The organism is Arthrobacter sp. zg-Y916, from assembly GCF_020907385.1.
Lineage (GTDB): Bacteria > Actinomycetota > Actinomycetes > Actinomycetales > Micrococcaceae > Arthrobacter_B > Arthrobacter_B caoxuetaonis.
In genome coordinates this window covers 57,362-77,695 of sequence record NZ_JAJJOD010000005.1, presented here as the reverse complement: position 1 = coordinate 77,695, position 20,334 = coordinate 57,362, and the positions used below count along the sequence as shown (strand labels likewise).

The 20,334-nt window shown below is 66.7% G+C and carries 17 protein-coding genes; 14 read left to right on the top strand and 3 right to left on the bottom strand.

Annotation, left to right across the window (positions count from 1 at the left end; genetic code table 11):
- The first annotated feature begins 272 nt into the window (after nt 1–272).
- Both LOC59_RS09885 and LOC59_RS09880 read left to right on the top strand, forming a co-directional pair.
- Nucleotides 273–2,495: a polyribonucleotide nucleotidyltransferase gene (locus tag LOC59_RS09885; protein ID WP_227894812.1), complete on the top strand. Its 2,223-nt coding sequence runs from the start codon at nt 273–275 to the stop codon at nt 2,493–2,495.
- Nucleotides 2,496–3,890, top strand: a complete 1,395-nt coding sequence (locus LOC59_RS09880; RefSeq protein ID WP_229971726.1) for a M16 family metallopeptidase — start codon at nt 2,496–2,498, stop codon at nt 3,888–3,890.
- Between the two features lie 90 nt (nt 3,891–3,980).
- On the opposite strand, the gene LOC59_RS09875 is transcribed toward LOC59_RS09880, so the two are convergent.
- On the bottom strand, nt 3,981–4,241 hold the full coding sequence (locus tag LOC59_RS09875) for a MoaD/ThiS family protein (protein ID WP_229971724.1): 261 nt from the start codon (nt 4,239–4,241) through the stop codon (nt 3,981–3,983).
- Nucleotides 4,242–5,357 carry a GTP 3',8-cyclase MoaA gene (gene moaA / locus LOC59_RS09870; RefSeq protein WP_227917361.1) on the bottom strand — a complete coding sequence of 372 codons (1,116 nt, stop codon included), beginning with the start codon at nt 5,355–5,357 and terminating at the stop codon, nt 4,242–4,244.
- Between the two features lie 139 nt (nt 5,358–5,496).
- Here moaA and LOC59_RS09865 point away from each other — a divergent pair, with 139 nt between their 5' ends.
- The 9 genes from LOC59_RS09865 (at nt 5,497) to LOC59_RS09825 (ending at nt 13,456) form a co-directional block, all read left to right on the top strand.
- Entirely contained in the window at nt 5,497–7,023 is a 1,527-nt protein-coding gene (locus LOC59_RS09865) for a molybdopterin-dependent oxidoreductase (RefSeq protein ID WP_229971722.1), read from the top strand.
- Nucleotides 7,024–7,062: 39 nt separating this feature from the next.
- Nucleotides 7,063–7,866, top strand: a complete 804-nt coding sequence (locus tag LOC59_RS09860; protein WP_229971720.1) for a tyrosine-protein phosphatase — start codon at nt 7,063–7,065, stop codon at nt 7,864–7,866.
- 63 nt (nt 7,867–7,929) lie between these two features.
- Nucleotides 7,930–9,180 (top strand): molybdopterin molybdotransferase MoeA, encoded by a 1,251-nt coding sequence (locus LOC59_RS09855; RefSeq protein ID WP_229971718.1) that lies wholly within the window; start codon nt 7,930–7,932, stop codon nt 9,178–9,180.
- Nucleotides 9,177–9,692 (top strand): cyclic pyranopterin monophosphate synthase MoaC, encoded by a 516-nt coding sequence (gene moaC, locus LOC59_RS09850; RefSeq protein WP_269440066.1) that lies wholly within the window; start codon nt 9,177–9,179, stop codon nt 9,690–9,692. The genes LOC59_RS09855 and moaC overlap by 4 nt, the downstream gene beginning before the upstream one ends.
- Nucleotides 9,680–10,186 carry a MogA/MoaB family molybdenum cofactor biosynthesis protein gene (locus LOC59_RS09845; protein WP_227895322.1) on the top strand — a complete coding sequence of 169 codons (507 nt, stop codon included), beginning with the start codon at nt 9,680–9,682 and terminating at the stop codon, nt 10,184–10,186. The genes moaC and LOC59_RS09845 overlap by 13 nt, the downstream gene beginning before the upstream one ends.
- Nucleotides 10,176–10,616, top strand: coding sequence for a molybdopterin synthase catalytic subunit (locus tag LOC59_RS09840; protein ID WP_227894804.1), 441 nt, complete (start codon nt 10,176–10,178; stop codon nt 10,614–10,616). Before LOC59_RS09845 ends, LOC59_RS09840 begins: the two co-directional genes overlap by 11 nt.
- 16 nt (nt 10,617–10,632) lie before the next feature.
- The gene (dapB, locus tag LOC59_RS09835) at nt 10,633–11,391 is read left to right on the top strand and encodes a 4-hydroxy-tetrahydrodipicolinate reductase (protein WP_229971717.1); all 759 of its coding nucleotides are present in this window, start codon (nt 10,633–10,635) and stop codon (nt 11,389–11,391) included.
- 10 nt (nt 11,392–11,401) lie between these two features.
- Nucleotides 11,402–11,881 (top strand): hypothetical protein, encoded by a 480-nt coding sequence (locus LOC59_RS09830; RefSeq protein WP_227894802.1) that lies wholly within the window; start codon nt 11,402–11,404, stop codon nt 11,879–11,881.
- A gap of 72 nt (nt 11,882–11,953) precedes the next feature.
- Nucleotides 11,954–13,456 (top strand): DHA2 family efflux MFS transporter permease subunit, encoded by a 1,503-nt coding sequence (locus tag LOC59_RS09825; RefSeq protein ID WP_229971715.1) that lies wholly within the window; start codon nt 11,954–11,956, stop codon nt 13,454–13,456.
- A gap of 21 nt (nt 13,457–13,477) precedes the next feature.
- Here the strand turns inward: LOC59_RS09825 and LOC59_RS09820 are convergent, their stop codons facing one another.
- Nucleotides 13,478–14,650: a heparan-alpha-glucosaminide N-acetyltransferase domain-containing protein gene (locus tag LOC59_RS09820; protein ID WP_229971713.1), complete on the bottom strand. Its 1,173-nt coding sequence runs from the start codon at nt 14,648–14,650 to the stop codon at nt 13,478–13,480.
- 90 nt (nt 14,651–14,740) lie between these two features.
- Here LOC59_RS09820 and dapA point away from each other — a divergent pair, with 90 nt between their 5' ends.
- The 3 genes from dapA to LOC59_RS09805 all read left to right on the top strand — a co-directional run bounded on the left by dapA (nt 14,741) and on the right by LOC59_RS09805 (nt 20,317).
- Nucleotides 14,741–15,661 carry a 4-hydroxy-tetrahydrodipicolinate synthase gene (dapA, locus tag LOC59_RS09815; RefSeq protein WP_227894799.1) on the top strand — a complete coding sequence of 307 codons (921 nt, stop codon included), beginning with the start codon at nt 14,741–14,743 and terminating at the stop codon, nt 15,659–15,661.
- A gap of 6 nt (nt 15,662–15,667) precedes the next feature.
- The gene (locus LOC59_RS09810; RefSeq protein ID WP_227894798.1) at nt 15,668–17,359 is read left to right on the top strand and encodes a ribonuclease J; all 1,692 of its coding nucleotides are present in this window, start codon (nt 15,668–15,670) and stop codon (nt 17,357–17,359) included.
- A 108-nt stretch (nt 17,360–17,467) separates the two neighbouring features.
- The gene (locus LOC59_RS09805) at nt 17,468–20,317 is read left to right on the top strand and encodes an FtsK/SpoIIIE family DNA translocase (RefSeq protein WP_229971711.1); all 2,850 of its coding nucleotides are present in this window, start codon (nt 17,468–17,470) and stop codon (nt 20,315–20,317) included.
- Nucleotides 20,318–20,334 lie beyond the last annotated feature (17 nt).

Here is a 20,334-nt window from a genome sequence, read left to right as displayed (position 1 = left end):
CCGCAGCCGCGTCCCTGGGGCAGATATGGACACCGGAACCACCGGAAGCGCACCTGCCCGGAGCGCAGCAACCGCGGATCCCGCAGTACAGCAGTAAACACAAACACATACAGGAGTCAGCCAGCATCGCAGCATTCGCGGTCCTCGGTAGTGGTTTACGGGAAGTTTGGCCCGTGGACCTCGATCGAAGACCGGGTGTTGAGCCACTGCAGCCGCAGGAGTTCATGGGACGATGCTGGGTGCCTCCGCAAAGAGAACGGAGGTGACTCTCTATGGAGGGTCCCGAAATCCAGTATTCAGAAGCCGTAATTGACAACGGCCGTTTCGGAAAGCGCGTTATCCGCTTCGAAACCGGCCGCCTGGCAGCCCAGGCTGCAGGTGCCGCGATGGTCTACATCGACGAAGACACCGCACTTCTCTCGGCCACCTCGGCCGGCAAGTCCCCGCGTGAGGGCTTTGACTTCTTCCCGCTGACCGTGGACGTCGAAGAGCGTATGTACGCCGCCGGCCGCATCCCGGGCTCGTTCTTCCGCCGCGAAGGCCGCCCGTCCACCGAAGCCATCCTGGCCTGCCGCCTGATGGACCGCCCGCTGCGCCCGGCATTCGTCAAGGGCCTGCGCAACGAGGTCCAGATCGTGGTCACCGTGCTGGCGATCAACCCCGACGTGCTCTACGACGTCGTGGCCATCAATGCTTCCTCCATGTCCACCCAGCTCTCGGGCCTGCCTTTCTCCGGCCCGATCGGCGGCGTCCGCGTTGCCCTGGTCGACGGCCAGTGGGTTGCCTTCCCGAAGCACTCCGAGCTGGAGCGCGCTGTCTTCTCCATGGTGGTTGCCGGCCGCATTGCCGGTGACGACGTCGCCATCATGATGGTTGAAGCCGAAGCCACGGACAACGCCTGGAACCTGATCAAGGAAGAGGGCGCCACCGCCCCGACCGAAGAGGTTGTGGCCGAGGGCCTCGAAGCCGCCAAGCCGTTCATCAAGGCACTGTGCGACGCGCAGGCCGACCTGGCAGCACGCGCCGCCAAGCCGACCGTTGAGTTCCCGCTGTTCCTGGACTACCAGGACGACGTCTACGAAGCCGTCGAGGCTGCTGCCGCTTCCAAGCTGGCTGAAATCTTCGCGATCGCTGACAAGCAGGAGCGCGACGCAGCCTCCGACGCTCTCAAGGACGAAGTCAAGGCTTCCCTGGCAGAGCGCTTCGAAGGCCGCGAGAACGAAGTTTCCGCTGCGTTCCGTGCCGTCACCAAGCAGGTTGTGCGCCAGCGCATCCTCAAGGACCAGATCCGCATCGACGGCCGCGGCCTGACGGACATCCGCCAGCTCACCGCCGAGGTTGAGGTTCTGCCCCGCGTCCACGGTTCGGCTATCTTCGAGCGCGGTGAAACCCAGATCCTGGGCGTCACCACGCTGAACATGCTGAAGATGGAACAGCAGATCGACTCCCTGTCGCCGGTAACGCGCAAGCGCTACATGCACAACTACAACTTCCCGCCGTACTCCACCGGTGAGACCGGCCGCGTGGGTTCGCCCAAGCGCCGCGAAATCGGCCACGGCGCCCTGGCAGAGCGCGCGCTCATGCCGGTGCTGCCGTCGCGTGAAGAATTCCCGTACGCCATCCGCCAGGTCTCCGAAGCCCTGAGCTCCAACGGCTCCACTTCGATGGGTTCGGTCTGCGCCTCGACGCTGTCCATGCTCAACGCCGGTGTTCCGCTGCGCGCTCCGGTTGCCGGCATCGCCATGGGCCTGGTTTCCGACCAGGTCGACGGCGAAACCCGCTACGCAGCCCTGACCGATATCCTCGGCGCCGAAGATGCCTTCGGTGACATGGACTTCAAGGTTGCCGGTACCTCCGAGTTCGTCACGGCCATCCAGCTGGACACCAAGCTCGACGGCATCCCCGCCTCGGTCCTGGCCGCCGCACTGAAGCAGGCCCGCGAAGCACGCCTGCACATCCTCGGCGTCATGGATGCTGCGATCGATACCCCGGATGAGCTCTCCGAGTTCGCTCCGCGGATCATCTCGGTCAAGATCCCCGTGGACAAGATCGGCGAGGTCATTGGCCCGAAGGGCAAGATGATCAACCAGATCCAGGAAGACACCGGCGCTGACATCTCGATTGAAGATGACGGCACGGTCCTGATCGGCGCCACGGACGGCACGTCCGCCGAGGCTGCCCGGGCCGCGATCAACGCGATCGCGAACCCGATGGTTCCGGAACTGGGCGAGCGCTACCTGGGCACAGTCGTGAAGACCACCACCTTCGGTGCCTTCATCTCCCTGACCCCGGGCAAGGACGGCCTGCTGCACATCTCCGAGCTGCGCAAGCTCTCGGGCGGCAAGCGCGTCGACAACGTTGATGACGTTGTCTCCGTCGGCCAGAAGATCCAGGTCGAAATCACCAAGATCGACGACCGCGGAAAGCTTTCCCTCTCGCCGGTTGTTGCGGAAGATGACGCCGAAGGCGAACTGGCTGCCGAGACAGCAGAGTAAATGCCTGAAAACATCACGGACAGCCGTTCCGGTGCGGGATTTTCCCGCTCCGGGACGGTTGTCCCATTTCCACTGTCATCCAGGCCGGGCGATCCGGCCATTGAAATCGGCGACCCGGCAGGCGCCGTCGTCCGCCGTTCCGTGCTGCCCGGCGGAGTCCGCGTGCTCACCGAGTCCATGCCGGGCCAGCGCAGCGCCACGATTGGCTTCTGGGTCGGCGTAGGCTCGCGTGACGAAGCCGAAGGCCGGCACGGTTCCACCCACTTCCTTGAGCACCTGCTGTTCAAGGGCACGGAGCGCCGCAGCGCCATGGACATTGCCTCGGCCTTCGACGAGGTAGGAGGGGAATCCAACGCCGCGACGGCGAAGGAAACCACCTGCTACTACGCCCGCGTCCTGGACACCGACCTGCCCATGGCCATTGATGTCATCGCGGACATGGTCACCTCTGCCGTGCTGGATCCGGAGGAGCTCGAGCAGGAACGCGACGTCATCCTCGAGGAAATCGCGATGGACGCCGACGACCCGGCTGATCTCTGCCACGAGAAGTTCGCCGAGGCCGTACTGGGCGACCATCCGCTGGGCCGCCCGATCGGCGGCACGCCGGAAGCGATCAAGGCCGTTCCCCGGGAAGCCGTTGTGGAGCACTACCGCCGGCACTACCGTCCGGAAACCCTGGTGGTGACGGCCGCCGGCGGCCTGGAACATGAAGTTGTGGCCTCGCTGGTACTGGATGCCCTCAAGCGGGCCGGCTGGGAACTCGACCGGGGCGCTGTCCCCGCTCCCCGGCGGGAGACTGTTCCGGCGGAGATCACCGCCGGCGGCGGGGTGCAGGTCATCAACCGTCCGGTGGAGCAGGCCAACATTGTGCTGGGCTGCCCGTCGCTGACGGCTACGGACAGCCGCCGGTTCGCCATGAGCGTGCTGAACACCATCCTGGGCGGAGGAATGTCCTCGCGGCTGTTCCAGGAAATCCGGGAAAAGAGGGGACTGGTGTATTCCACCTACTCCTTCGCGGCGTCGTACACCGATGCCGGCTACTTCGGCATGTACGCAGGCTGCTCGCCGGCCAAGACCCGGCAGGTCATTGACCTGCTGCAGTCGGAGCTGGAGCGCCTGGCAGCGGACGGCGTTGAACCCGGTGAACTGGACCGTGCCGTGGGCCAGATTTCCGGGGGACTGGTGCTGGGCATGGAGGACACCGGTTCGCGGATGTCCCGCCTGGGCAGCGCTGAGCTGGTCCGCGGCGAGTACGTCGACATTGAAGCCTCCCTGGCCCGCATCCGTGCGGTCACGGGGGAGCAGGTCAAGGAGCTCGCAGCGGAACTGGCAGCAGCACCGCGGACGATCACCGTCGTCGGACCCTTCGAATCCGCGGCGGAACTCGGCTTCTAGCCCGCGCCCCTCCATCGAGAGGCCAGTTACGGCTCGTTTCAGCCCTGAAACCAGCCGTAACTGGCCTCTCGTTTGTTCTTGGGGGAGCTGCTAGCCGCCGGCAAACGGGGGCAGGATGTCCACGGTGTCCCCATGGTGCAGCAGCATGTCCCGCTTCCGCGCGGCGATCTCGTTGACCAGGAAGGTGCTCCGGCCGATCACGGTCTGCAGCACGGGTGTTCCGTCCGGTGCGTCCGGGTGCAGCGCAGCCAGCTTCTCCAGCAGCTCACCGAGCTGCAGCGGCCCCGCATCCAGGATTTCCTCTTCGACCCCTGCCGCAGCTTTCGCGGCACCAAAATAGCGGATCAGCACTTAGCCACCTATCGCACTCATTGTTCGTTCAGGCTGTACATAGTCCGGGGCGCCGAGGCCGGCATGGTCCATTCCGTGCGCCTTCGGCTTGCCCCACATCGCTTCCTGCCAGCGGCGTGCGACGGCGGCGTCGTCCCCGGTGCTGCGCAGCAGGCCAAGCAGGTCGGTTTCCTCATGCGAGAACAGGCAGCTGCGCACCTTGCCTTCGGCGGTAATGCGGGTGCGCCGGCAGTCGGCACAGAACGGTTCGGTCACCGAGGCAATGATCCCGACGACGCCGGCCACCACTTCGGGGGAAGTGCGGCGGCGTACTTCCCACCGTTCGGCCGGTGCGCCGTCGCGGTTCCTAGGATCGGGGGTGAGGACAAAGCGTTCCTCCAGCCGGGAACGGATCTCGGCCGCGGTAATCATTCCGTCGCGGGTCCAGCCGTGATCAGCGTCCAGGGGCATCTGCTCGATGAACCGCAGTTCAAATCCGTGAGTCACGGCCCATTCCAGCAGGTCGGGTGCCTCGGCGTCGTTGATGCCCCGCATCAGGACGGCGTTGATCTTGATCAATCCCAGTCCGACGCGCGCTGCTTCCTCCACGCCCGCCAGGACCCGGTCCAGGAACGGACGGCGGGTGAGCTGGGCGAAGGTGCCGGGATGCAGCGAGTCGAGGGAGACATTGATGCGGGTCAGTCCTGCGTCTTTGAGGGCCGCGGCCTTTTTGTCCAGCCCCAGCCCGTTGGTTGTCAGGGAGACGGGCAGCTCGGGATGGTTGGCCCGGATTCCCGCGATGATCTCCACCAGATCGGCGCGGACCAACGGTTCGCCGCCGGTGAGCCGGAGCTCGCGGACGCCCAGTCCGTTGACGCCGATGCCCACCAGCCGGACGATCTCACCGGCTGTGAGCACCTTGTCCCTGGGCAGCCAGTCCAGTCCGGACGCGGGCATGCAGTAGGTGCAGCGCAGGTTGCATTTGTCCGTCAGGGACAGGCGCATATCGGTCGCACGCCGGCCGTAGCGGTCAACCAGGCCGTCGAGTCCCTCCGGAGTCTCCGCGTTTGGCGCGGCCCCGGGCTCGGGGAACGGCCGCGGCGGTGCGAAGGCGGGCATGCCAAGCTCAATTCCCATTCCTCGAGTGTAGGCGGTTTCACATCCGGCCTCTAGGAAGGTTCCGCAGCCGCGCCGGGGCAGTGGCCGGGACTGCCATAATCGTTCCAGGCCACCCGGGAAACCGTCCGGCCAACCTAGCTGACCGGAGAAGAGAACGATGCCAAGAACCTGGCCCTGGGCCGGCGCTGCAGGGCTGGTGGCAGCGGCGCTTGCCGTCGCAGCCGGGGAGCTGTCCGCGGCGGTCCTGAGCCCTGCCTTGTCACCGGTTACGGCTGTAGGAGCGGTGGTGGTCGATGCCGTGCCGGGACCTGTCAAGGACTGGGCCATTGCAGTCTTCGGCACCGCGGACAAAATCGCCCTCCTGGCCGGAATGCTGCTGGTCATCGCCCTGATCGGCATGGCCTGCGGGCTGCTGGAAACCAGGCGTCCGCCGTGGGGCTCGGCCGTACTGGCCGGTTTTGGCGTGCTGGGCGCGGCGGCGGCGCTCTCCCGGGCACAGTTTTCTGCGTTGGCGCTCCTGCCACCGCTGCTGGCCGGGCTGGTTGGTGTGCTCGTCCTTCGTACACTGGCCGCACGGATCCGCAGCTACGCGGCTTCGGGCCCGGGACACCCGGGAGCCAGCCGACGGGACGTCCTCGCAGCGGTGGGCGGCGGGGCAGCCGTGGCGGCGGTCGGCGGCGGCCTGGCCGGGCTGTCCCGCAGTTCACAGGTAGCAGCTGAAGACCTGCGCGCAGGCATCGATCTGCCGTCACCGGTGGAACCGGCATTACCCGTTCCTGCCGGCGCGGACCTCAGTATTCCGGGAACTGAGCCCCTCATCACGCCCAATGCCGACTTCTACCGGATCGACACAGCCCTCCGGGTCCCGCTGGTGAACCCGCGTGAGTGGCGGCTGCGAGTCACGGGGCTCGTGGAGAGGGAGGTCGAACTCACCTATGACCAGCTGCTGGCCAAGCCCCTGCAGGAAAGCTGGGTCACGCTGGCCTGCGTTTCCAACGAAGTGGGCGGGTCCTTGATTGGCAACGCCCGGTGGCTCGGCTGGCCGGTGAGGAAGCTCCTGGCCGAAGCCGGGGTGCAGGCCGGCGCCGACGTCGTCCTGTCCGCCAGCGAAGACGGCTGGACCGCCACGACGCCGCTGGAGGCCCTGACCGATGCCCGCGATTCCCTGCTGGCGGTTGGCATGAACGGTGAGCCGCTGCCTCCGGAACACGGCTTCCCGGTCCGGATGGTGGTGCCTGGCCTCTACGGGTACGTGTCGGCGACCAAGTGGGTCACCGAGCTGAAGGTTTCCCGGTTCGCGGATGAGACTGCCTACTGGACAGACCGGGGCTGGTCCGAGCGCGGTCCGGTCAAACTCTCTTCACGGATCGACACGCCGTCGCGCAATGCCCGGCTCAGCGCCGGCACCGTGACGGTTGCCGGCGTCGCCTGGGCCCAGCACACGGGCATCAGCAACGTCCAGGTCAAGGTCGACGACGGCGAGTGGCAGGACGCGCGGCTTGCCGCCGGCATCTCGGCGGACACCTGGCGGCAGTTCGCGGCCGACGTCGAGCTTTCCGCCGGCGACCACACCGTGGAAGTCCGGGCCTTCGACGCAGCCGGCAACGTGCAGGACGCAACGAAGCGGCCCGTGGTGCCCGACGGCGCCACCGGCCTGCATTCGGTCACGGTCAGCGCCGGCTGAACACCCCGTCCCGTCCGGGGTATCCGCTAGGGTCGAGCAATGGCTATAACGACTCTCGAAGGCACTGTTAACTTCCGTGACCTGGGCGGATTGCCGCTCTCCGGAGGCGGGACCGTCAATTCCGGAGTGCTGTACCGCTCCGACGCAATCGCGGGGCTGACCCCGCACGGCCTCGAGGAACTGGCCGGATCCGGGATCAGCGTCATTGTTGACTACCGCACGCCGGCAGAGCAGCAGATGGCACCGGACCGGCTGCCTGCCCTGAACACCTTCCTGAAGCTGGACCTGCCGCTGCTGGAGGGAGCGTTCACGGCGATGGCGCAGCAGGAAATGCAGCGGGCGAGTCTCTCCGGTGACCGGGCTGCGGCAGCACGCGCGGTGCAGGCCGCCGTGGGTCAGCTCCCCACACTGGGGGAGGTCTACACCGGGATGCTGCAGCACGCCGCGCCGGAGTTTGCCCAGAGCGCCAGGGCAGTGTCGGCAACCGGACCCGGTTCGGCAACCCTGGTCCACTGCACGGCGGGCAAGGACCGTACCGGTGTTGCCGTCGCGCTGATCCTGGACGCTGTCGGGGTGGAAACCGGTGCGATCGTCGCCGACTACGAGGCAAGCGAACGCAACCTCGCGGGCGCCTGGGCGGAGAAAACGCTGGGCATGGTCACCGCACTGGGGATTCCCCTGAACGATGAAATCATCACACTGGCAACCAAGGCACCGGCCGGGGTCATACGCGCTGCGCTGGCCTGGGTCGAGGAAAACCACGGTTCGTCGGCCGAATACCTGCGTTTCGGCGGACTCAGTGACGCCGAACTGTCCGACCTGCGCAGTCGCCTGCGCGACTAGGCACAACGGCAGGGCCAGAGCCCTCGCATAGACTTCCGGAAGAACGCCGGATGAAGGAGACACGTGGGGAGCACAGGCAACCGGGGGCGCCCGGTACAGGAGCACCAGGACGCTGTTGCGCAGCTGCTGGCACAGAACCTCCGCAGCCGGACGCAGGAACGGAGCCTGGAAGCCGCCGCCGGACGCATCCTTGCCGGTGACGTCCGTGCCCCGGGCAGCCTTCCGCCGTTCGCCAACTCACAGATGGACGGCTACGCCGTCCGCAGCACGGACCTGGGCAGCACGGACCTGGACAGCGGGGGAGCAGCCGTGGAACTGGCTGTCGCTGCGGCCATTCCGGCCGGAGCGCCCGCTCCCGGCCTGGCCCCCGGCACTGCAGCTCCGATCATGACCGGAGCCATGCTGCCCGAGGGGGCGGACGCCGTCGTACCCATTGAGCGTGCCGTGCCGGACACGTTCTACCCGCACCCCGAAGGGGAGGCTGTTTCCCTGCCCGGCAGCGTTCCGGCCGGACAGTTCGTCCGTTCCAGGGGCAGCGACATTGCGGCGGGAGACGTGGCACTGGCCGCCGGAACACGGCTTGGGGCGGCGCAGCTGGGTCTGCTGGCGGCCCTGGGAATCCCCGCCGCCAGCGTCCGCGCGCCCCTCCGGGTGCTGCTGCTGAGCACCGGCGACGAGGTGGTGGAGCCGGGCCGGCCGCTGGCACCGGGCCAGATCCATGACGCGAACACCACCCTGCTTGCTGTCAGCCTGCGCGAAGCCGGTGCCGAAGTTATCCGCTCCCGCATCCTGGCGGACTCCCCGGGGGATTTCCTCGCGGCCCTGCGCGAAGACCTGTCCCGGCACCCGGTGGACCTGATCCTCACCTCGGGCGGTATCAGCAAGGGCGCGTATGAGGTGGTGCGGCTGGCGCTGGCGGCCGACGGCGTCGAGTTCATCTCGGTGGCCATGCAGCCCGGCGGTCCGCAGGGGATCGGGACCGTGGACGGAGTGCCTTTCCTGGGTTTCCCGGGCAATCCTGTCAGCGCCCTGGTCTCCTTCGAAGTGTTCCTGCGGCCCGCGCTCAGCGCCTTGACCGGCCTGCCGGCACCACGCCGGGTCCTCACAGCCCTCCTCGCCGAGGAGGCGCTGAGCCCGGCAGGGAAACTGCAGGTCCGGCGGGGTCAGTACGACGCCGGCACGGTGGCGCTCGTCGGCGGGCCCGGCTCCCACCTCATCCATGCCCTGGCTGCCTCCAACGCACTTGTCCTGGTTCCGGAAGAAACAGAACGTCTCCCCGCCGGCTCGGAAGTGACAGTATGGCTGTTGGAATGACCCGTTTTACCGAAAGGACCGCGCCGATGGCCGGAGACGAAAACCAGCCGGCACTGACCCATGTCAGGGCGGACGGAACCGCCCACATGGTCGATGTCTCCGCGAAAGCGGAGACCTCCCGCGAAGCCACGGCACAGGCGGTGCTGAACACCACTGCTGACGTGGTGCGGCTGCTCAGCGACGGTGACCTGCCCAAGGGTGATGCCTTTGCCGTATCCCGCGTGGCCGGCATCATGGCCGCCAAACAGACCTCGAACCTCATCCCGCTGTGCCATCCGCTGCCAATCACCAAGGTGACGGTGGACTTCGAGCCGGGGGAGAGCACCGTTCTGATGAAGGCAACGGTGAAGACCAAGGCCCTGACCGGTGTTGAGATGGAGGCCCTGACAGCGGTCTCCGTCACGGCCCTGACCCTCTACGACATGATCAAGGCCGTGGACAAACACGCGGTGATCTCCGACATCATGGTGCTGGCCAAGTCGGGCGGTAAAAGCGGGGACTGGGCGCTGTGAGCCCCCGGAAGGAACCCGCACGCCGGACGGCGGCGATCCTGGTCGCCTCCACCCGCGCCTCCGCGGGAATCTATGAGGATGAAGCCGGTCCGCTGCTGCAGGACTGGTTCTACGCACTGGGATATGACGTCGTGCTGGCTGAAGTGGTGCCCGACGGTGATGCGGTGGGCCAGGCGCTGAAGCGCATGCTGGCCCTGCAGCCGTCCGTGGTGGTCACCAGCGGCGGCACGGGCATCAGCCCGACCGACGCCACTCCCGAGCAGACCCTGCCGCTGCTGGACCGCCAGGTTCCCGGCATCATGGAAGCACTGCGCGCCGCCGGCCTGGCCAAGACACCGATGGCCGCACTGACCCGCGGATACGCCGGAACGGCAGGCTCGAGTTTTGTCGTGAACCTTCCCGGATCTCCGTCCGCCGTCGCCGACGGACTGGCTGTCCTGGAACCTGTCCTCGGACACATCTGCGGCCTGTTGGAGGGAAAGAATGAGCACTAGCAAAGTCGTCGCTGCCACCGTTGGCGAGTCGGTCCTGGACACCGAGACCGCCTACGCCGCGGTCTGGACCCCGCAGGACGGCGCCGTAGTGACTTTCAGCGGGATTGTCCGCAACCACGACGGCGGCCGCGGCGTCGCCTCCCTGGGCTACAGCGCCCATCCCACGGCCGGCGCCGCCATCGCGGAGGTCGCCGCGGAGACTGCGCGAAAGTACGACGGCGTGCGGATCTGGGTGGGCCACCGCACCGGAGCGCTGGAGATCGGGGACGCAGCCCTGGTTGCCGCCGTCGCCTCCGCCCACCGCGGCACCGCCTTCGCCGCGTGCGCAGAGCTGGTGGATACCGTAAAGGCCCAGGTCCCCGTCTGGAAGGAACAGGTCTTTGACGACGGGACCGTCGAGTGGGTAGGCGTCAGCGACGCCCCCGCCTGACCGGTAATCTGGACCCATGAGTAAAAAACTGCCTGTCGCGGTGCTCGGTGCCACCGGACGTATGGGCTCCGAAGCGGTCAAGGCCGTAGAAGCAGCCCCGGACCTGGAACTTGTGGCGGCACTGGGCCGCACCGGTTCCCTGCAGACACTGGTCTCCGCCGGCGCGCAGTACGTGGTGGACCTGACCGTTCCGGACAGCACCGAAGCCAACGTCCGCTTCGCCGTCGAGCACGGCATGCACGCCGTCGTCGGAACCACCGGCTGGGACGCCGGGCGCCTTCAGCGCCTGGAAGAGCTGCTGGCGGAGCACCCGGAAGCCGGTGTCCTCATTGCTCCGAACTTCGCCCTCGGTTCCGTGCTCGCTTCGGCGTTTGCAGCCAAAGCCGCGCCGTACTTCGAGTCCGTGGAGATTGTCGAACTCCATCATCCGGACAAGGTAGATGCCCCTTCCGGCACCGCGGCCCGGACCGCTGAACTGATAGCTGCCGCCCGTTCCGACGCCGGAACCGGGCCGTCACCTGACGCCACAACCACGGAGCTGCCCGGTGCACGCGGGGCCGACGTCAGCGGAGTCCGCGTGCACTCCGTGCGCCTGCGCGGACTGGTAGCCCACCAGGAGGTCCTCCTGGGCGGGCCGGGGGAGCAGCTGACCATCCGCCACGATTCCTACGACCGGGCCTCCTTTATGCCCGGCGTCCTGCTCGGCCTGCGCGAAGTCGCAGCGCATCCGGGCCTCACTGTCGGCCTCGACGGCTACCTCAACCTGAACGCCTAAGGAAACGCACTTGTCCACCTTCTTTTCAGGTCTGTTCCATAACCGGGCCAAGATCGGTGTCCTGCTCGTCACCATCCTCCTGGTCTTCTACATCCTGGTCGTCGCGCAGCGCGGATGGCTGCTGATGATGTCAGACGGCCTCGTGACCAAAGCCATGGGTGCCGCCTACTTCGTCCTGCCCGCAGTGGGTGTGTGGGCGCTGGTCCGCGAACTGCTCTTTGGGGCGCAGACCGAGAAAATGGCCCGCATCCTCGCCGACGAGGGAGGACTTCCCGTCGATGACCTGCCGCGGACTCCGGGCGGGCGGATCGTGCGGGAGGCTGCCGACGCCGAGTTCGTAAAGTACCAGGCCGAGGTCGAAGCCGACCCGGAACAATGGCGGGCCTGGTTCCGGCTCTCCTGCGCGTACGACGCCGCCGGGGACCGCAAGCGTGCACGTGCCGCGATGCGCCACGCCGGGAAGCTTTTCGCCCCGGCTTCGGTTAGCTAATACGGACAGAGCAAGACCAATACTTTTCAGGGGCGTACTGCCTCTCTGCACAATCGATCCGAGGACCCTTTTTTGACGACCCATGCCGGAAACCGCCCCACACGACCCGATCCGGCAGCATCCGCCGCCACCGGCGCAGATCCCCACGCTGCACGCAACCGGCTGGTCATCGGCATCCTGATCGTTTCGGCGTTCGTCGTCATCCTGAACGAGACGATCATGAGTGTTGCCCTTCCCACGCTCATGGCGGACCTGGACATCAGCGCGGCCAGCGCACAGTGGCTCACCACCGGGTTCCTGCTCACCATGGCAGTGATCATTCCGATCACGGGATTCCTGCTGCAGCGTTTCCACACCCGGCAGATCTTCCTGCTCGCCATGATCCTCTTCACCTGTGGAACGCTGGTCGCAGCCCTCGCTCCCGGCTTTGCGGTCCTGCTCATCGGCAGGGTCGTGCAGGCAAGCGGGACAGCGATCATGCTTCCGCTGCTCATGACGACGGCGATGACGCTCGTCGCCCCGGCGGCACGCGGGCGCACCATGGGCAACATTTCCATCGTCATCTCCGTGGCGCCCGCCATCGGGCCGACCATTTCCGGAGTGATCCTCAGCGTGCTGAGCTGGCGCTTCATGTTCATCCTGGTGCTGCCCATCGCCGTCGCCGCCCTGGTCCTGGGCGCGGCCAAGATTAAAAACGTCACCGAACCGCGCAAGGTCCCGCTCGACGTCCTGTCCGTCATCCTCTCCGCGTTCGCCTTCGGCGGGCTGCTGTACGGACTCTCTGCACTGGGCGAGGGGGCGTCCCACAGCCCGGCGCCGGTTCCGCCTTTGGTTCCCTTCGCAGTCGGCGTGGCCGCCCTCGTGCTCTTCATCCTCCGCCAGGGCAGGCTCGCCCGCATATCGGAGCCGCTGCTGGACCTCCGGGCCTTCCGCACGGGGAACTTCACGATTTCGATCGCCATGATCGCGGCGTCGAGCATCACCCTCTTCGGCAGCCTGATTGTCCTGCCCATCTACATGCAGTCCGTCCTGGGCCTGGGAACCCTGACGACCGGCCTGCTCCTGCTGCCGGGCGGCCTCATCATGGGCATCCTGTCACCGGTCGTCGGCCGGATCTATGACCGGATCGGCCCGACAGCCCTCCTGATTGGCGGCTCGGTGCTGGTCAGCGGAAGTCTCTGGGCCATGATGGCCTTCTTCCGCCAGGACACCCCGGTGTTCGTTATCCCGGTCATCCACGTCCTGCTCAGCATTGGCCTGGCCATGACCTTTACTCCGCTGTTCACTTCGTCGCTGGGATCCCTGGAGCCGAGGCTGTACTCGCACGGCAGTGCCATCCTGAACACGGTGCAGCAGGTCATGGGCGGTGCGGGAACCGCACTGTTCGTGACGCTGCTCTCCACCGGTACAGCCGCGAAGCTTGCGCAGGGAGCCGGCGGCGTCGAGGCCACTGCTGCAGGCGTGCAGTCTGCGTTCCTTGCCGGTGCGTTGATCAGCGTCCTGGCTGTGGCGGCAGCCTTCTTTGTCCGCAAGCCGGCAGCGACCGAGGGTGAAGTGCTCCCTGCCGGGCACTGATACCGGAGCGGTGCACTGCCGTCAGCGGCGGTTCCCGGTCAGTTTTCCGTCCCGGGCCAGCCGGGAAGCCCCCGACGCGACGGTCTCCAGCGGGCCGCGGGAACCCAGGCGGATAAAGGCCAGGCCCACCAGGGCCGCTGCTGCGGCTTGGAGCCAGAAGACCCACCCCGGGTCCGGTGCGGTCTGCTGCGCGTCCAGGAGGGCCATCACCCAGATGTGGACGCTGTACAGCGTCAGCGTCATCGCCCCTGCCGCAGAGAGCGGGAGCAGCAGGTTCGGGCGGGAACGGGTCAAAAGCAGGCAGGCCGCGACGACGGCGGCCGCTGTCCCTGCCGTATGCAGCAGGTCAAACGTGGTTCCGGAGTGCGGAGCGCTTACCGCCAGCCACCACCAGGAGCCGGACTGGTCCACCCCGGTCAGGTTGACCTCGAGCATCCGTCCGATGGGCCACGTCCGCCCCGACTCGGTGGTGAGCAGCTCAGCGAACCCGCCGGCATCAATGAGCAGGTACCAGCTCAGGTACTTGGCGCCCAGCGCCGCGAAGATGCCCGCGGCAAGCAGGCCGGCCTGCACCCGGAGATCCGAGAGCTGCAGCCGCCCGATCACCATGCCGATCAGCAGGTAGCTCATCCACTGGAGAGCCGGGTAGACGCCGGTGAAGAGGACATCCGAGAGCAGGGTGGCCGGTTCCAGGAAATGTTCCCACGTGATGTTGCCGCCGACATCCGGCGGAACCACGTTAGCGATCAGCCACGGCCGCACCAGATAGGCGAGTACAGGGGAAAGGCACACCCACGCACCTGCCCAGACCGCCAGCCTGGGCAGCCGCATGTTCGTGAACGGCAGGACCAGCAGGAACAGTACGGCGTAGTGGAACAGGATGATCGCGATCGAGGTGTCGAGCCCGCCCAGCAGCAGGCCGATCAGCGCAATCACCACCGCCCGGGCGGCGATGCCGCGCCGGCTGGCTGACGGGGAACGCCCGGCACCGGGATTCGGGCCCCCCGTGAGCAGTGCCAGTCCAATGCCGGCCACGACGGCGAACAGCGCCGAAGCGCGCCCGGAGAACACCAGCGCCACAAAGGCGGGTTCCCCGGTTACCGGGTCATACAGGGGGAAGATATGGGTGGACATCATGCCCAGCAAAGCCACCCCGCGGGCCGCATCGATGCCCGTCAGACGCGTTCTGCTCATTGCAGAATCGTCTCACAGGCCCCGCCCGGCCTCGGGCTGCGCCTGTGTCCGTTTGTCCCAATTGCAGGTCCAACAGGTAACGTTTTACCCATGGCTGACTCTTCTCTTTCTTCCCGTCCGTTCGGAACCCTGGTGACCGCGATGGTCACCCCGTTCACTGCCGACGGCGAAGTCGACTTCGAGGCCACGGCCTTCCTGGCCAACAAACTCGTTGAGGACGGCTGTGACGGCCTGGTTATCTCCGGAACGACCGGCGAAACCTCCACCCTTGAGGACAGCGAAAAGGAAGACCTTTTCCGCGTCGTTGCGCAGACGGTCGGCGGACGGGCGAAGGTCATTGCCGGAACCGGCACCAACCACACCTCCCACTCGGTGGAAATGGCCAAGCGGGCAGAACGCGCCGGTGCAGACGGACAGCTGGTGGTGACGCCGTATTACAACAAGCCGACCCAGGCCGGCGTGATCGCTCACTTCGACGCCGTTTCGGCGGCCAGCGATCTGCCCATCATGATTTATGACATCCCGGGCCGCGCCGGGATCCCCATCGCCACGGAGACGATGTTCCGCCTCGCGGAGAACCCCAAGGTCCTGGCGCTCAAGGACGCCAAGGCCGACTTTGCTGCCGTCACCAGGGTCCTGGCCAACACCACGCTGGATGTCTACGCCGGTGACGACGGACTGACGCTGCCGTGGATGGTGGCCGGAGCCGCCGGCGTCGTCAGCGTCAGCGCCCACGTTGCGACCCGCGCGTTCCGCGCACTCGTGGACGCGGCAGCCGCAGGAGATTTCGATAAGGCCCGCAGGATCCACTTTGAACTGGATCCGGTAGTGCGAGCCGTAATGACACACATACCAGGTGCCATTTCCGCCAAGCAGATCCTCAAGATGCAGGGAGTGATCCCCAACGCCGCCGTACGGCTGCCGCTGGTGGCTCCCGACGCGATCGAGATGGAAGCTGTCCTGGCGGACCTGGCCGAAGCAGGATGGGATTTTTCCCAGGACAAGGCGTAATAAAACATGATTGAAACTGCGGACACCGCACTGAAGACTCCTCCCCGCCTCAAGCCCGGGACGCTGCGCATCGTGGCGCTGGGCGGGCTCGGAGAGATCGGCCGCAACATGGCCGTCTTCGAAATCGACGGCAAGCTGCTCATCGTGGACTGCGGTGTGCTCTTCCCGGAAGAGACCCAGCCGGGTGTTGACCTGATCCTCCCGGACTTCTCCTACATCGAGGACCGGCTGGACGACGTCGTGGGCGTCGTGCTCACCCACGGACACGAGGACCATATCGGTGCCGTTCCGTACCTGCTGCGGCTGAAGAAGGACATCCCCCTCATCGGATCCCAGCTGACGCTGGCGCTGATCGAGGCGAAGCTCCAGGAGCACCGGATCAAGCCGTTCACGCTCACCGTGAAGGAAGGCCAGGTTGAGCAGCTCGGCCCCTTCGAGTGCGAATTCGTGGCGGTAAACCACTCCATTCCGGACGCCCTCGCGGTATTCATCCGGACCGACGCCGGCACTGTCCTGCATACCGGCGACTTCAAGATGGACCAGCTTCCGCTGGACGGCCGCATCACCGACCTGCGCGCGTTCGCCCGGCTGGGCGAAGAGGGCGTGGACCTCTACATGGCAGACTCCACCAACGCCGACGTTCCCGGGTTCACTTCACCCGAACGCAACATCGGCCCGGTGCTCGAGGAGCTCTTCGGCAAGGTCAAGAAGCGGATCATCGTCGCTTCCTTCTCCTCGCACATCCACCGCGTCCAGCAGGTGCTCGACGCCGCTGCCGCGCACGGACGCAAGGTCTGCTTCGTCGGCCGCTCCATGGTGCGGAACATGGCCATCGCAGAGAAGCTGGGCTACCTCCACGTACCCGAGGGCATCCTGGTGGACCTGAAGAACGTGGATAACATGCCGGACCACAAACTGGTCCTGATGTCCACGGGTTCGCAGGGCGAGCCGATGGCAGCGCTCTCGCGCATGGCCAACGGAGACCACCGCATCAACGTGGGCCGCGGCGACACCGTAATCCTGGCCTCGTCCCTGATCCCGGGCAATGAGAACGCCGTCTTCCGTGTGATCAACGGGCTGATGAAGCTCGGCGCCGACGTGGTCCACAAGGGAACCGCCAAGATCCACGTCTCGGGCCACGCCTCGGCGGGGGAGCTGCTCTACACCTACAACATCCTGAAGCCGAAGAACGCCATGCCCGTGCACGGCGAAACCCGGCACCTGATCGCCAACGGCAAGCTCGCCGCCCAGACGGGCGTGCCGGAAGAGAACATCATCCTCGCCGACGACGGCACCGTGGTGGATCTGGTCAACGGCAAGGCCCGGGTGGTCGGCAACGTTGAGTGCGGCTTCGTCTACGTGGACGGCTCCAGCGTTGGCGAGATCACCGACACTGACTTGAAGGACCGCCGCATCCTCGGTGAGGAAGGCTTCATCTCGGTCATCACCGTGGTGAACCGCAGCACCGGCACCATCGTCTCCGGGCCGGAGATCCATGCCCGCGGCTTCGCCGAAGACGATGCCGTGTTCGACGAGATCAAGCCCAAGATCAGCAAGGCTCTGGAGGAAGCCGTGATGTCCAACCGCGACCACACGGCCTACCAGCTGCAGCAGGTTGTCCGCCGCGTCGTGGGGACCTGGGTCAACCGCAGGCTCCGCCGCCGCCCGATGATCGTTCCGGTGGTTCTCGAGGCATAATCCTGCCGCTCCTTCCTTCCCCCGGCGGCCTGACGCCGGGGGAAGGAAAGCGGCTGCCTGGCGCGTATATTCGGGGTTTTGGGGCCTGCGTCCGGTAGCGTGGCCAGTATGGCGACTCGTACTTCCCCCTCCGCGCGCGGCACTTCGACCAGCCGGACTCCCTCCCGGGGCGCCGGTGGAAAGACCGCAGCGAAGGGCAAGTCCACGGGCCGCAGCCAGGCCGCCAAGGCGGCACCCGAGGAGACCCTTCCGCTGCCGCTGCGCGCCATCCAGGGCGCCTGGATGGGCATCGCCCGGATCGTCGGCGCCGGAGTGCGCAAACTGGGCACCGACGTCGTTCCCGACCGGGACGTCCGCCGCGACGGCACCGGATTCTTCCTCATCCTTACCGCGCTGCTTGTCGCCACCGTTGAATGGTGGGCGCTGCGCGGTCCGGTTGCCGACGTCATCCATGCCGGCGCCGCCGGCACTTTCGGCTGGATGGCCGTCGTGCTTCCCTTTATGCTCCTGACCGCCTCCGTGCGGCTGTTCCGGTATCCCGAACGGCACCGCGCCAACGGCCGGATCAGCATCGGGCTGACCCTGATGCTCTGCTCCGGTGCCGGTATCACCCACCTGATCGGCGGCGGGCCTGCCCTCTCTGACGGATTCGACCAGCTCTGGGTTTCCGGCGGAATCGTCGGATTCCTGGTCGCAGGGCCGCTTTCCGCGGCCATCACCAAGTGGCCGGTCATCATCCTGCTTTCGCTGCTGGTGTTTATCTCCGTGCTGATCGTTACCGCCACGCCGTTCCGGCATATTCCGCTGCGGCTGCGTGCCCTGTACGAGCACCTCATGGGCCAGGACCTGGCCGCCGATGATCCCGAGGCCCACGACCAGAGCTACCTGTACGCCGCGGACAAGCCTGAAAAGCCCAAGAAGCAGCGCCGCTTCGGAAAGGGCCGCAAGGACGAAGAGACGGAGCATCCGGACGGCTACGCCGGGGATGAGGCCTTTGAAGCCGCACTCCTGCGTGACGAAGAAGAGCGGCAGGAAGCAGCTGCGGCCGAGTCCGCGGTGCCCCCGGGGGTCCGCCGTCCCACGAAGGCGGAACTTGCCACGCAGAAGCTGCGCCGGGACCAGGGCCTCGAGGATGCCGAGCCGCCCACCGAAGCAATCTCGCTGGTGCCGGAGGCTGCTGCCTCCCTCGTCGCAGCCCCGCCGGTGGCCCCGGTGCCGTCGCGCCCCGTGGCCCACGTGCCGCCGTCGGCCCCCATTCCCCAGCGCACCGAGCAGCTCCAGCTCTCCGGCGACGTCACCTATACCCTGCCGCCGTCGGAGTTCCTGCCGTCCGGACCTCCCGCCAAGGAACGCTCGGAAGCCAACGACGCCGTCGTCGCAGCCCTGACCCGCACGCTTCAGCAGTTCAACGTCGATGCCCAGGTCACCGGCTTCTCGCGCGGACCAACAGTGACGCGCTACGAAATCGAGCTGGGCGAGGGCACGAAGGTCGAGCGGGTCACGGCCCTGTCGAAGAACATTTCCTACGCCGTCGCCAGTTCGGACGTGCGGATCCTCTCGCCGATCCCGGGCAAGTCCGCCATCGGCATCGAAATCCCCAACGCTGACAAGGAAGTCGTTGTCCTTGGCGACGTTCTGCGCTCCAATGCCGCACGCAAGACGGACCATCCCATGGTCATGGGTGTGGGCAAGGACGTCGAAGGCGGGTTCGTCGTGGCGAACCTGGCCAAGATGCCGCACCTCCTCGTGGCCGGTGCCACCGGCGCGGGCAAGTCCTCCTTCGTGAACTCGATGATCACCTCCATCCTGATGCGCTCCACCCCTGATGAGGTGCGCATGGTCATGGTGGACCCCAAGCGCGTGGAACTGACCGCGTACGAGGGCGTGCCGCACCTGATCACCCCGATCATCACCAACCCCAAGAAGGCAGCGGAGGCGCTGCAATGGGTGGTCCGGGAAATGGACACCCGCTACGACGACCTGGCGAACTTCGGCTACAAGCACATTGACGACTTCAACAAGGCCGTCCGCAACGGCAAGGTCGTGCCGCCGGCGGGGTCCAAGCGCGTCATCAAGGCCTACCCGTACCTGCTGGTCATCGTGGACGAGCTCGCAGACCTCATGATGGTCGCGCCGAGGGACGTCGAAGACTCGATCGTACGCATCACGCAGCTGGCGCGTGCCGCCGGCATCCACCTGGTCCTGGCCACGCAGCGGCCCTCGGTCGACGTCGTCACCGGCCTGATCAAGGCCAACGTCCCGTCCCGCATGGCCTTCGCCACCTCCTCGGTGACCGACTCGCGCGTGGTCCTGGACCAGCCAGGCGCCGAAAAACTGCTCGGCCAGGGTGACGCACTCTTCCTCCCCATGGGATCCAATAAGCCCATCCGTGTGCAGGGCGCCTGGGTGACCGAGTCGGAGATCCACCGGGTCGTTGAGCACGTGAAGAACCAGCTCCAGGCCACGTACCGCGAGGACGTCACGGTCACGGCGCCGAAGAAGCAGATTGAAGACGACATCGGAGACGACCTCGATGTCCTGCTGCAGGCCACCGAGCTGGTGGTGACCACCCAGTTCGGTTCGACCTCCATGCTCCAGCGGAAACTGCGCGTCGGCTTCGCCAAGGCAGGCCGGCTGATGGACCTGCTCGAATCCCGCGGCGTGGTGGGCCCCTCCGAGGGCTCCAAGGCCCGCGACGTGCTGGTCAAGCCGGACGACCTCGCCGCTACGCTGGCCGCCATCCAGGGCGGAGAACCGCTGACCGGCGCCGATGCCGCGGAGACGGCTGCGCTGGCCGACAACGCGAACGTGAACCACGGCTTCGAAACCGGGGGTCCAGTGGACCTCGTGGCCCAGGACCTCGAATCCCGGCAGCAGGCCACCGAGTATTACGACGGATCCGAGGGGAGCGGCGACGATGACGGATCCGAAGATGCATGGAATCTCACCGGACGCTGAATCCGGCTAGTCTGGTT